The sequence below is a fragment of the Streptomyces sp. NPDC088706 genome (assembly GCF_044752765.1).
In the GTDB taxonomy this organism is placed as follows: domain Bacteria; phylum Actinomycetota; class Actinomycetes; order Streptomycetales; family Streptomycetaceae; genus Streptomyces.
Genome location: NZ_JBIVLW010000004.1, coordinates 327138 through 339300 on the forward strand (window position 1 = coordinate 327138; position 12163 = coordinate 339300).

Sequence of the window (12163 nt, forward strand, 5' to 3'; positions counted from 1 at the left end):
ACCCCCTGGCCTGATGCAACCCCTCCGGGAGGTCTAAGGATCACCGGGAGTGGGCAAACTTGACGGATTCGTCTTTTGGAGTCCGCTGACGTAGACTGACTCGTCGGCTCTGGTGCATCCGTGTGTCCGCAGGTAAGGCACGGGATCGCGGGAGCCGATCAAGGTAGCCGATTCGAAAGGCGAAGCGTGGCCAAGAAGCAAGGTGCCATCGAGATTGAGGGCACCGTGATCGAGTCCCTCCCGAACGCAATGTTCAAGGTGGAGCTCCAGAACGGTCACAAGGTCCTGGCGCACATCAGCGGCAAGATGCGGATGCACTACATCCGTATCCTCCCGGATGACCGGGTCGTGGTGGAGCTCTCTCCGTACGACCTGACGCGTGGCCGGATCGTCTACCGCTACAAGTAGATCTTGCCCCCACCCCGTTTTGGCGCGGTGATGGCACTGACCCGGAGAACCTGACATCCCATGAAGGTCAAGCCGAGCGTCAAGAAGATCTGCGACAAGTGCAAGGTGATCCGCCGTCACGGTCGGGTCATGGTCATCTGCGACAACCTGCGCCACAAGCAGCGCCAGGGCTGACGCACGACCGCCTGCATCTCGCAGTTCTTCGCGCGACGCACGTAATCACGTACATACGCAGAGCCCGTCCAAGCCACGGCTGACGACACCTCCGGCGGGGGCCGGGGACCCGGACGTACCACCCTTCCCAGCGAGTGGTCGGCGGTCGGGAGCGGCACTGCGGAAGACCCCCGATCTAACAACTGGAGCCATTGAATGGCACGCGTTTCAGGTGTTGACATCCCGCGCGAAAAGCGCGTGGAGGTTGCCCTCACCTACGTCTTCGGTATCGGGCGCACCCGGTCCAAGGAGATCCTCGCCACCACCGGCGTGAACCCGAACGCCCGCGTTCGCGACCTGGCCGAAGAGGACCTGGTCAAGATCCGCGAGTACGTGGACGCCAACCTCCGCACCGAGGGTGACCTCCGCCGCGAGATCCAGGCCGACATCCGCCGCAAGGTCGAGATCGGCTGCTACCAGGGCATCCGGCACCGTCGCGGTCTGCCGGTCCACGGTCAGCGCACCAGCACGAACGCGCGTACCCGCAAGGGCCCGCGTCGCGCCATCGCCGGTAAGAAGAAGCCGGGCAAGAAGTAGTCCTCAGCGGACGCACTGCGCGCGTCCGGATCTCCGGACCACCGCAGCAACCAGCGGTCTTCGCTGTAGGACCGATCACCTCCCCTCTCCATCTGGAGTCAAGACATGCCCCCCAAGGGTCGTCAGGGCGCAGCCAAGAAGGTGCGTCGCAAGGAAAAGAAGAACGTCGCTCACGGCCACGCGCACATCAAGAGCACGTTCAACAACACCATCGTCTCGATCACGGACCCCTCGGGCAACGTGATCTCCTGGGCCTCCGCCGGCCACGTCGGCTTCAAGGGCTCGCGCAAGTCCACCCCCTTCGCCGCGCAGATGGCCGCCGAGTCGGCCGCCCGCCGCGCGCAGGAGCACGGCATGCGCAAGGTCGACGTCTTCGTCAAGGGTCCCGGCTCCGGCCGTGAGACCGCGATCCGCTCCCTCCAGGCCACGGGCCTTGAGGTCGGTTCGATCCAGGACGTCACCCCGACGCCGCACAACGGCTGCCGTCCGCCGAAGCGTCGCCGCGTCTGATCCGCCACGGCCGGTGACGGCCGTGCGTCAGTAGCGTTCAGGTCCGGGCGGTACACCTCTCACGGGGCGTACCGCCCGTACCCTTGTCACATGTGTCGGGCATCAAATAGTGGGTGCCCACGACTGAAGGACTCTCCCCATGCTTATCGCTCAGCGTCCGTCGCTGACCGAAGAGGTCGTCGACGAATTCCGCTCCCGGTTCGTGATCGAGCCGCTGGAGCCGGGCTTCGGTTACACCCTCGGCAACTCCCTGCGCCGTACCCTCCTCTCCTCGATCCCCGGTGCCGCTGTCACCAGCATCCGGATCGACGGTGTCCTGCACGAGTTCACCACCGTGCCGGGCGTCAAGGAGGACGTCACCGACCTCATCCTCAACATCAAGCAGCTGGTCGTCTCCTCGGAGCACGACGAGCCCGTCGTGATGTACCTGCGCAAGCAGGGCCCGGGTCTGGTCACCGCCGCCGACATCGCGCCCCCGGCCGGTGTCGAGGTGCACAACCCCGACCTCGTTCTCGCCACGCTCAACGGCAAGGGCAAGCTGGAGATGGAGCTGACCGTCGAGCGCGGTCGCGGCTACGTCTCCGCCGTCCAGAACAAGCAGGTCGGCCAGGAGATCGGCCGGATCCCGGTCGACTCCATCTACTCGCCGGTGCTCAAGGTCACGTACAAGGTCGAGGCGACCCGTGTCGAGCAGCGCACCGACTTCGACAAGCTGATCGTCGACGTCGAGACCAAGCAGGCCATGCGTCCCCGTGACGCCATGGCGTCGGCCGGCAAGACCCTGGTCGAGCTGTTCGGTCTGGCGCGCGAGCTCAACATCGACGCCGAGGGCATCGACATGGGCCCGTCCCCGACGGACGCCGCTCTCGCCGCCGATCTGGCTCTGCCGATCGAGGAGCTGGAGCTCACGGTCCGTTCGTACAACTGCCTCAAGCGCGAGGGCATCCACTCCGTGGGTGAGCTCGTGGCCCGTTCCGAGGCGGACCTGCTCGACATCCGCAACTTCGGTGCGAAGTCGATCGACGAGGTCAAGGCGAAGCTGGCCGGTATGGGCCTCGCGCTCAAGGACTCGCCTCCCGGCTTCGACCCGACCGCCGCCGCCGACGCCTTCGGCGCCGACGACGACGCGGACGCCGGTTTCGTGGAGACCGAGCAGTACTGAGCACCACCCGCACGACTTCCGTGAGGCGTCCGCCTTACGGGAACTGACACCGGTACCTGATACGGCCGGTGCAGCACACAAGGAGAATCACCATGCCGCGTCCCGCAAAGGGTGCCCGTCTGGGCGGCAGCGCCGCGCACGAGCGTCTGCTCCTCGCCAACCTGGCGAAGTCGCTGTTCAAGCACGGCCGCATCACGACGACCGAGGCCAAGGCCCGCCGCCTGCGCCCCGTCGCCGAGCGCCTCGTCACCAAGGCGAAGAAGGGCGACATCCACAACCGTCGCCTGGTGCTCCAGACGATCACGGACAAGAGCGTCGTGCACACGCTCTTCACCGAGATCGCCCCCCGGTACGAGAACCGCCCCGGTGGTTACACGCGTATCACCAAGATCGGCAACCGTCGTGGCGACAACGCCCCGATGGCGGTCATCGAGCTGGTCGAGGCGCTGACCGTGGCCCAGCAGGCCACCGGTGAGGCCGAGGCCGCGACGAAGCGCGCGGTCAAGGAAGACGCCGCCAAGAAGGACGAGGCCAAGGCCGAGTCCTCCGAGGAGACCGTCGAGGACGCCAAGCCGGCCGAGAAGGCCGACGAGGAGTCCAAGGACGCCTGAGCGTTCTGACGACCACGGGACGGGCCCGCATCACCCTTCGGGGCGGTGCGGGCCCGTTCTGCTGACCAGGGGCAGTGAGAGGATGACGCGGTGAGTGACGAGGTGGAGCCCGGTTTCGTACGGGTGCGGCTGGACCTGTCCTACGACGGCACGGACTTCTCCGGCTGGGCGAAGCAGACCAGCCGGCGCACGGTGCAGGGCGAGATCGAGGACGCGCTGCGGACCGTGACCCGGTCGGCGGTGGGTTATGACCTGACGGTGGCGGGCCGCACGGACGCCGGGGTGCACGCGCGGGGCCAGGTGGCGCACGTGGACCTGCCGGAGGCGGTGTGGGCCGAGCACGAGGAGAAGCTGCTGCGGCGGCTGGCGGGCAGGCTCCCGCTGGACGTACGGATCTGGCGGGCGGCGCCGGCCCCGGCCGGGTTCAACGCCCGCTTCTCCGCGCTCTGGAGGCGTTACGCCTACCGGGTCGGTGACCGGCCCGGCGGGGTGGACCCGCTGACGCGCGGTCATGTGCTGTGGCACGACCGGCCGTTGGACCTGGACGCGATGAACGAGGCGGCCGCCCTGATGGTGGGCGAGCACGACTTCGCCGCGTACTGCAAGAAGCGCGAGGGCGCGACCACCATCCGTACGCTCCAGAAGCTGAGTTGGGTACGGGAGGAGTCCTCGGGCGTCCTCACCGCGACCGTGCAGGCCGACGCGTTCTGCCACAACATGGTCCGGGCGCTCATCGGTGCCGCGCTCTTCGTCGGCGACGGCCGCCGCCCGCCCGGCTGGCCCGCCGAGGTGCTCGCGGCGAAGGTGCGTGACCCGGCGGTGCACGTGGTGCGGCCGCACGGGCTGACGCTGGAGGAAGTGGCGTACCCGGCGGACGCGTTGCTGGCGGCGCGCGCCGAGGAGGCCCGTAACGTCAGGACACTGCCGGGGGCGGGGTGCTGCTGAGGCCTCGGGGGTGCTGAGGCGCGCGGGTGTGCCGGCTCCCGCCGGGCGTTCCTCCTACGGCCCGGCTTCCGCCGCCTGCGAGGCCTGCACCTGGCCGCGGTGGCGGATCTGGCGGAAGACGAAGTTCGTCAGGTCGTCGCCGACCGCGAAGACGTTCCTGTCCTGGGCGGTGACGCGGGTGCCGTCGGTGAAGCCGCCGATGGTGAAGTAGGCGTAGCGGCCGTAGGAGTTGGTCGTGCGGCGGCAGACCGTACCGCCGCGGCAGAAGGTGGGTACGCCCGCACCGCTGAGGGAGGCGAGGCCGCCGGAGGCCTGGTCGACCGTCTTCTTCGCGCGGGACTCGGTGTCGAAGACCGCGATGCCGACGGTGACGGCCACCCCGTCCTTGCGGTAGGTGGCACGGATGAGCTGCCGGCAGCCGTTCTTCGTGAGGACCGCACCGAGGGCGCCCTGGGTGCCGTTGGCGCAGGTGGTGGTCCGGTTGGTGGCGCCCTTGAGGTGGACGCGGTCGCCCATGGCGAGCTTCTCGCCGGGGAAGAAGCCGTCGACGGTGATCGGCGCCTTGTCCTTGGCGGCGCTGGATATGTAGTCCTTCGGGTCCGGCGGGGGCGGCGGCGCCACCGACGAGAAGGACGGCGCGGGCGCCGAGGTGTCCTCCGGGAGGTCGGCCGGCGCGGGCAGTTCGCTCGCACTGCTGCCCGGGTCGTTCCCGCCGCCGCCCGTGCTCACCACGGCGGTGGCCACGATCGCGCCGACCACGGCGGTCGCCAGCACCCCGCCGCCGATCATCAGCCACCGCTTGCGGCGGGCGCGCGCGGCGGACTCGTCGGCGAGCGCGGCCCAGTCCGGAGTTCCGCTGTCCCCCGGAGTCCCGTTGTCCCCTGGCCCCCAGGAGGGCCCCCCTTGCCATGAACTCATGCGCGAATCTTAGGGCCAGTTCCCCGGCGGGGTTCCGGCGCCGCCGTAATCCGGTTGGGCCATCGCCGTGCGGGACGTGACAATGCTCGGTATGGGACATCTGGAAGCAGGCCACCTGGAGTACTACCTACCGGACGGGCGGGTGCTGCTCGGCGACGCCTCGTTCCGGGTGGCCGACGGAGCCGTCGTCGCCCTCGTCGGGGCGAACGGGGCCGGCAAGACGACCTTGCTGCGGCTCCTCTCCGGCGAGCTCCAGCCGCACGGCGGCACGGTCTCGGTGAGCGGCGGGCTCGGTGTGATGCCGCAATTCGTGGGCTCGGTGCGGGACGAGCGGACCGTACGCGACCTGCTGGTCTCCGTCTCCCAGCCGCGCATCCGGGACGCGGCGAGGGCCGTCGACGCGGCCGAGGAGAAGATCCTCACCGTCGACGACGAGGCCGCGCAGATGGCGTACGCGCAGGCGCTCAGCGACTGGGCCGAGGCGCGGGGGTACGAGGCCGAGACCGTCTGGGACATGTGCACCACGGCCGCGCTGGGCGTCCCGTACGAGAAGGCGCAGTGGCGCGAGGTGCGCACGCTCAGCGGCGGTGAGCAGAAGCGGCTGGTCCTGGAGGCGCTGCTGCGCGGCCCCGACGAGGTGCTGCTCCTGGACGAGCCGGACAACTATCTGGACGTGCCGGGCAAGCGCTGGCTGGAGGAGAAGCTCAAGGAGACCCGTAAGACGGTCCTCTTCGTCTCCCACGACCGCGAGCTGCTCTCCCGCGCCGCCGAGAAGATCGTCAGCGTCGAGCCGAGCGCGGCGGGCAGCGACGTCTGGGTGCACGGTGGCGGCTTCGCCACGTACCACCAGGCGCGCAAGGAGCGGTTCGCCCGGTTCGAGGAACTGCTGCGGCGCTGGCAGGAGGAGCACGCCCGGCTGAAGGCGCTCGTCCTGCGGATGCGGCAGCAGGCGGCGAACAGCCCCGACATGGCCAACCGCTACCACGCGATGCAGACCCGCTTCAAGAAGTTCGAGGAGGCGGGCCCGCCGCCGGAGCCGCCGCGCGAGCAGGACATCCGGATGCGGCTGCGCGGCGGGCGGACCGGGGTGCGGGCGGTGACCTGCAAGGGCCTGGAGCTGACCGGGCTGATGAAGCCCTTCGACCTGGAGATCTACTACGGGGAGCGGGTCGCCGTCCTCGGCTCCAACGGGTCGGGCAAGTCGCACTTCCTGCGGCTGCTGGCGGGGGAGCCGGTGGCGCACACGGGGGAGTGCAAGCTCGGGGCGCGGGTCGTGCCGGGGCACTTCGCCCAGACGCACGCGCATCCGGAGCTGCTCGGCAAGACGCTCGTGGAGATCCTCTGGTCCGAGCACGCCAAGGACCGGGGCGGCGCCATGGGAGTGCTGCGGCGGTACGAACTGGAGCGGCAGGGGGACCAGGCCTTCGAGCGGCTGTCCGGCGGCCAGCAGGCGCGGTTCCAGATCCTGCTGCTGGAGCTGGCGGGCACCACCGCGCTGCTCCTGGACGAGCCGACGGACAACCTGGACCTGGAGTCGGCGGAGGCGCTGCAGGACGGCCTGGAGGTGTACGACGGCACGGTGATGGCCGTCACGCACGACCGGTGGTTCGCGAAGTCGTTCGACCGGTACCTGGTCTTCGGCTCGGACGGGGTCGTACGGGAGACGTCGGAACCGGTGTGGGACGAGCGGCGGGTGCAGCGGGCGCGGTAGACCGGCGCGTTTTGACCCGTCCGGGGCCGGGCGGGTAGTGTCGAGGACTGTTACACGTATGGGCTGCGTCGTTCTCACGCGAAGAGCCCGCACGTAAGTTCTCTGGAGCAGTTACCAGTGGCTCGCATACGGGCAGTGTTCCCGGCATTGTGGGCCCCAGCTGCATGATCGCTTCAGAGGTGTCGTGTGTCTGGACCCCATCCACTGAAGAAGCGAAGGCTACGAAGTGCGTACGTACAGCCCTAAGCCCGGCGATGTCACTCGCCAGTGGCACATCATCGACGCTCAGGACATCGTCCTGGGCCGTCTGGCCACCACGGCTGCGAACCTCCTCCGCGGCAAGCACAAGGCGATCTACGCCCCCCACATGGACATGGGCGACTTCGTCATCATCATCAACGCCGACAAGGTGCACCTGTCCGGCAACAAGAAGACCCAGAAGATGGCGTACCGCCACTCGGGCTTCCCGGGCGGTCTCCGTTCGGTGCGCTACGACGAGCTGCTCGCGAAGAACCCGGAGAAGGCCGTCGAGAAGGCCATCAAGGGCATGATCCCCAAGAACACCCTGGGCCGCCAGATGCTCTCGAAGCTCAAGGTCTACGCGGGCGACCAGCACCCGCACGCTGCTCAGCAGCCGGTCCCGTTCGAGATCACCCAGGTCGCGCAGTAGTTCCGGCCACCCCCTAAGGCATACAGAAAGATCTGAGGAGAATCGTGGCCGAGACCACTGTTGAGACGACCGCCGACGACACGGTGGGCACCGAGGGCGAGGAGACCTTCGCCGAGGTGACCACCTTCGAGTCGGAGGTCCCCGTCGAGGGTGAGTACACCTCCGAGTCGCTCGCGGGCCGCTTCGGCGACCCGCAGCCCGCCGCCGGCCTGGGCCGTCGCAAGAACGCCATCGCCCGCGTCCGGATCGTTCCGGGCACCGGCAAGTGGAAGATCAACGGTCGCACCCTTGAGGACTACTTCCCCAACAAGGTGCACCAGCAGGAAGTCAACGAGCCCTTCAAGGTGCTCGAGCTCGACGGCCGCTACGACGTGGTCGCCCGTATCTCGGGTGGCGGCGTCTCCGGTCAGGCCGGCGCCCTGCGCCTCGGCGTGGCCCGCGCGCTGAACGAGGCGGACGTGGACAACAACCGCGCCACGCTGAAGAAGGCCGGCTTCCTCTCCCGCGACGACCGTGCGGTCGAGCGCAAGAAGGCCGGTCTCAAGAAGGCCCGTAAGGCCCCGCAGTACAGCAAGCGCTAAATCGCCCGCTCGTCCGCATTACACGAACGCCCCGGCGGCACACTCCGTGCTGCTGGGGCGTTCGTTTATCGGCCCCCGCAGCGTATAACGGCATGAGACGTTCATCGGCCCGCACGCTGCGTACCTTTCGCGCGTGAGCTGCGCCATGCCGTCCACCCGGCTGTTTTGCCGTTTTCGTGGTTGTGGTTGTTTAGTTTCGCTTTGCTTTGGTTTTTTGTGGTTTCGGAGCACCTCGGAGGACACCAGTGGGACGACTCTTCGGTACGGACGGAGTGCGCGGTGTCGCCAACGCGGATCTGACGGCCGAGCTCGCGCTCGGGCTCTCGGTCGCGGCGGCGCACGTACTCGCCGAGGCGGGCACCTTCGCGGGCCATCGCCCGACCGCCGTGGTCGGCCGCGACCCCCGGGCATCCGGAGAGTTCCTGGAGGCCGCCGTCGTGGCCGGTCTGGCCAGCGCGGGCGTGGACGTCCTGCGCGTCGGCGTGCTGCCGACCCCGGCCGTGGCGTACCTCACCGGCTCGCTCGGCGCCGACATCGGCGTGATGCTCTCCGCGAGCCACAACGCCATGCCGGACAACGGCGTCAAGTTCTTCGCGCGCGGCGGACACAAGCTCGCCGACGAGCTGGAGGACCGGATCGAGACGGTCTACGAGCAGCACCGCACCGGTGAGCCGTGGAGCCGCCCGACCGGCGCGGGCGTCGGCCGGGTCACCGACTACACGGAGGGCTTCGACCGGTACGTCGCCCACCTCATCGCCGTCCTCCCCAACCGGCTCGACGGGCTGAAGGTCGTCCTGGACGAGGCGCACGGCGCCGCCGCCCGGGTCTCGCCCGAGGCGTTCGCCCGGGCCGGCGCCCAGGTCGTCACCATCGGCGCCGAGCCGGACGGCCTGAACATCAACGACGGCTGCGGCTCCACCCACCTGGAGCTGCTGCGCGCCGCCGTCGTCGAGCACGGCGCCGACCTGGGCATCGCCCACGACGGCGACGCCGACCGCTGCCTCGCCGTGGACGCGGCGGGCGAGGAGGTCGACGGCGACCAGATCCTCGCCGTCCTGGCCCTCGCCATGCGGGAGGCGGGGCAGCTGCGCAAGGACACCGTCGTCGGCACCGTGATGTCGAACCTCGGCTTCAAGATCGCCATGGAGCGCGAGGGCATCCAGCTCGTCCAGACGGCCGTCGGCGACCGTTACGTCCTGGAGTCGATGAAGGCCGAGGGCTTCGCGCTCGGCGGCGAGCAGTCCGGCCACGTCATCGTCCTGGACCACGCCACGACCGGCGACGGCACGCTGACCGGCCTGATGCTGGCGGCCCGCGTCACCGCGACCGGCCGGAGCCTCGCGGAGCTGGCCGGGGTGATGCGGCGCCTGCCGCAGGTGCTCATCAACGTCCCCGACGTCGACAAGTCCCGGGTGGACACCTCGCCCGAGCTGGCCACGGCGGTGACCGAGGCGGAGCGCGAGCTCGGCTCGACCGGCCGCGTCCTGCTGCGCCAGTCGGGTACGGAGCCGCTGGTACGGGTCATGGTCGAGGCCGCCGACATCGAGCAGGCGCGCGCGGTGGCGGGCCGGCTGGCCGACGTGGTGAAGTCCGCGCTGGGCTGAGCCGCGCAGCCGTACGCGTACGGAGCTCGCCGGTCCCGCAGGCCTACGGGCAGCGGTCCAGGCCCGTACGCCGGCGGCTCACACCCGCACCGAAGCCCCCGGCGTGCTCGCCGGGGGCTTCCGCGCGCGTCGGGACCGCCACAGGGCCTTCTCCAGCAGCAGTGTCAGCGTGCCCGCGAGGACGATCCCGCCGAGGTTGGCGAGCAGCTGCTGCCCGGAGCCGATGGTCTGCTGGTAGTCGGAGTAGCTGAACGCGACAGCCGCGTTGGCGGCGGCCGGGACCGTCGTCACGGAGATCGCCACGCCGATCAACGCCCCGGACTTCGCCGAGGTGAGGGAGAGCGTCCCGGCGACGCCCGCCAGGAACGCCACGATGAAGGACATCCAGTCCGGCTGCCAGATGAACCCGGTGATGGGCCGTTCCGCCTCGATCATCGACTTCTCGAACAGCCCGAAGACGTCCAGCAGCCAGGAGAATCCCGCGGTGACGATCATCGCCAGCGCGAAGCCCCCGATCAGCGCCCACAGCGATCGCCCCACCAGCCGTGGCGCGCGCTGCACCAGGGCGGTGGAGATCCCGGCCAGCGGGCCGAACTCCGGACCGACCGCCATCGCGCCCACGATCAGCACCGCGTTGTCGAGCATCACGCCGCAGGCGGCGAGCATGGTGGCGAGGGCGAGGAAGGAGACGTACGTGATGGAGAACGTCGACTCCTCGTGCGTCGCCTCCGTCAGCTCCTCCCACAGCACCGCGTCGGCGCCGTCGCCCGGTGCCTCGTGCTCCGCCTGCTCGGCGCGTGCGGAGAGCGTCAGGTCCTGGTGCTCGACGCTGATGGCCCCGGACTCGTCGATGCCGAGGCGGCGCAGCGCACCGATCAGCTCGTCACCGGCCTCCCGTGCCACGTCGCACATCACCACGTCCCCGGCCGGGGAGCGGGCCGCGCCGGGCAGGACGACGAGGTGGGCGGTGCCGACGGTGCCCTCCAGCAGGGTGACGACCTCGTCGGTGGCGTCGGCGGGCACGATGAGACGCAGATGCAGCACGCGGCCGGCCCTCCCGGGGCTGAGGGATCAGAGTTTGCGCAGGGACAGCTTCTGGACCTTGTGGTCCGGGCCCTTGCGGAGCACCAGAGTGGCACGGCCGCGCGTCGGAGCGACGTTCTCCAGCAGATTCGGCTTGTTGACGGTCCGCCACATCGTGCGCGCGTAGTCCATCGCCTCCTCCGCGGAGACCTGGGTGTACTTGCGGAAGTACGAGGACGGGTCCTGGAACGCCGTGTCGCGCAGCTTGCGGAAGCGGCTGAGGTACCAGGTCTCGATGTCGTCGGCGCGGGCGTCCACGTACACGCTGAAGTCGAAGTAGTCGGCGAGCCCGACCCTGGTCCGGCCGTCCCGGCCCGGCAGCGCGGGCTGGAGGACGTTGAGCCCCTCCACGATGAGGATGTCCGGGCGGCGTACGGTGAGCCGCTCGCCGGGGACGATGTCGTAGATCAGGTGCGAGTAGACGGGCGCGGTCACCTCGTCCTTGCCCGCCTTGATGTCCGCGACGAACCGGGTCAGGGCCCGCCGGTCGTAGGACTCCGGGAACCCCTTGCGCGAGGTCAGCCCGCGTGCCCGGAGCTCCTTCATCGGCAGCAGGAACCCGTCCGTGGTCACCAGCTCGACCCGCGGGTGCTCCGGCCAGCGCGCGAGCAGGGCCTGGAGGATACGGGCGCTGGTGGACTTGCCGACGGCGACACTGCCCGCGACCCCTATGACGAACGGGGTACCGCGCTGCGCCCCGTGCCCGTTCCCGGCGTCCCCGAGGAAGGTGTTCAGCGCGCCGCGCAGCCCGGAGGTGGCCTGGACGTAGAGGTTGAGCAGCCGGGAGAGCGGCAGATAGACGTCCCGCACCTCGTCGAGGTCGATGACGTCACCGAGCCCGCGCAGCCCCTCCACCTCGTCGGCGGTCAGCGGCAGCGGCGTCTTGTCCCGCAGGGCGCTCCACTCGTCGCGCGAGAGGTCCACGTAGGGGGTCGGCGCATGCTCGGTGCGTCGCTGAGGGCTCCGTACGGGCGAGGTGATCACCCGTTCATTGTTGCGGGAGTTTTAACGGAGTGGGGGGTGGGGTCCATCACGTGGGTGTCCGGCCCTCCCCGGATTCTCGTCGGCCCGCTCGTAACATCGCGGGCCGCCCAGGCGTGCCTATGACAGGAAGCGGCAGAGATACGACCACGGGAAACAGGGACAACAGGGACCGGACGAGAGATCCGGGACCAGGGACCCGGGACCAGGGCCCGAAACGGGGATCCGG

Annotated in this window: 14 protein-coding genes; 11 read left to right on the forward strand and 3 right to left on the reverse strand. The window is 69.6% G+C overall.

Annotated features, from left to right (window positions below; genetic code table 11):
- Nucleotides 1–186: 186 nt before the first annotated feature.
- The 7 genes from infA (at nucleotide 187) to truA (ending at nucleotide 4386) form a co-directional block, all read left to right on the forward strand.
- On the forward strand, nucleotides 187–408 hold the full coding sequence (gene infA / locus ACIQAK_RS14660; RefSeq protein ID WP_003956442.1) for a translation initiation factor IF-1: 222 nt from the start codon (nucleotides 187–189) through the stop codon (nucleotides 406–408).
- Between the two features lie 60 nt (nucleotides 409–468).
- Nucleotides 469–582, forward strand: coding sequence for a 50S ribosomal protein L36 (gene rpmJ, locus ACIQAK_RS14665; RefSeq protein WP_003956441.1), 114 nt, complete (start codon nucleotides 469–471; stop codon nucleotides 580–582).
- Nucleotides 583–777: 195 nt separating this feature from the next.
- A complete protein-coding gene (rpsM, locus tag ACIQAK_RS14670) occupies nucleotides 778–1158 on the forward strand; it encodes a 30S ribosomal protein S13 (protein WP_124269616.1) in 381 nt (126 codons plus the stop codon).
- Nucleotides 1159–1263: 105 nt separating this feature from the next.
- A complete protein-coding gene (gene rpsK, locus ACIQAK_RS14675; RefSeq protein ID WP_003956432.1) occupies nucleotides 1264–1668 on the forward strand; it encodes a 30S ribosomal protein S11 in 405 nt (134 codons plus the stop codon).
- 139 nt (nucleotides 1669–1807) lie between these two features.
- Nucleotides 1808–2830 carry a DNA-directed RNA polymerase subunit alpha gene (locus ACIQAK_RS14680; protein ID WP_003966937.1) on the forward strand — a complete coding sequence of 341 codons (1023 nt, stop codon included), beginning with the start codon at nucleotides 1808–1810 and terminating at the stop codon, nucleotides 2828–2830.
- Between the two features lie 92 nt (nucleotides 2831–2922).
- On the forward strand, nucleotides 2923–3441 hold the full coding sequence (gene rplQ, locus ACIQAK_RS14685; RefSeq protein WP_366390811.1) for a 50S ribosomal protein L17: 519 nt from the start codon (nucleotides 2923–2925) through the stop codon (nucleotides 3439–3441).
- Nucleotides 3442–3531: 90 nt separating this feature from the next.
- On the forward strand, nucleotides 3532–4386 hold the full coding sequence (gene truA, locus ACIQAK_RS14690) for a tRNA pseudouridine(38-40) synthase TruA (RefSeq protein WP_366390812.1): 855 nt from the start codon (nucleotides 3532–3534) through the stop codon (nucleotides 4384–4386).
- Between the two features lie 54 nt (nucleotides 4387–4440).
- Here the strand turns inward: truA and ACIQAK_RS14695 are convergent, their stop codons facing one another.
- Complete coding sequence (locus ACIQAK_RS14695) at nucleotides 4441–5304, reverse strand: hypothetical protein (RefSeq protein ID WP_366390813.1); 864 nt, start codon at nucleotides 5302–5304, stop codon at nucleotides 4441–4443.
- Nucleotides 5305–5395: 91 nt separating this feature from the next.
- Here ACIQAK_RS14695 and ACIQAK_RS14700 point away from each other — a divergent pair, with 91 nt between their 5' ends.
- The 4 genes from ACIQAK_RS14700 to glmM all read left to right on the forward strand — a co-directional run bounded on the left by ACIQAK_RS14700 (nucleotide 5396) and on the right by glmM (nucleotide 9870).
- Nucleotides 5396–7015 (forward strand): ATP-binding cassette domain-containing protein, encoded by a 1620-nt coding sequence (locus ACIQAK_RS14700; RefSeq protein ID WP_366390814.1) that lies wholly within the window; start codon nucleotides 5396–5398, stop codon nucleotides 7013–7015.
- 226 nt (nucleotides 7016–7241) lie between these two features.
- On the forward strand, nucleotides 7242–7685 hold the full coding sequence (rplM, locus tag ACIQAK_RS14705) for a 50S ribosomal protein L13 (RefSeq protein ID WP_003966932.1): 444 nt from the start codon (nucleotides 7242–7244) through the stop codon (nucleotides 7683–7685).
- A 44-nt stretch (nucleotides 7686–7729) separates the two neighbouring features.
- Nucleotides 7730–8266 carry a 30S ribosomal protein S9 gene (rpsI, locus tag ACIQAK_RS14710; protein ID WP_401365485.1) on the forward strand — a complete coding sequence of 179 codons (537 nt, stop codon included), beginning with the start codon at nucleotides 7730–7732 and terminating at the stop codon, nucleotides 8264–8266.
- Nucleotides 8267–8511: 245 nt separating this feature from the next.
- Entirely contained in the window at nucleotides 8512–9870 is a 1359-nt protein-coding gene (gene glmM / locus ACIQAK_RS14715; RefSeq protein ID WP_366390815.1) for a phosphoglucosamine mutase, read from the forward strand.
- A 78-nt stretch (nucleotides 9871–9948) separates the two neighbouring features.
- Here glmM and ACIQAK_RS14720 read toward each other — a convergent pair whose 3' ends face one another.
- Both ACIQAK_RS14720 and coaA read right to left on the reverse strand, forming a co-directional pair.
- A complete protein-coding gene (locus tag ACIQAK_RS14720) occupies nucleotides 9949–10914 on the reverse strand; it encodes a DUF389 domain-containing protein (RefSeq protein ID WP_366390816.1) in 966 nt (321 codons plus the stop codon).
- A 27-nt stretch (nucleotides 10915–10941) separates the two neighbouring features.
- Nucleotides 10942–11937: a type I pantothenate kinase gene (gene coaA / locus ACIQAK_RS14725; RefSeq protein ID WP_366390817.1), complete on the reverse strand. Its 996-nt coding sequence runs from the start codon at nucleotides 11935–11937 to the stop codon at nucleotides 10942–10944.
- Nucleotides 11938–12163 lie beyond the last annotated feature (226 nt).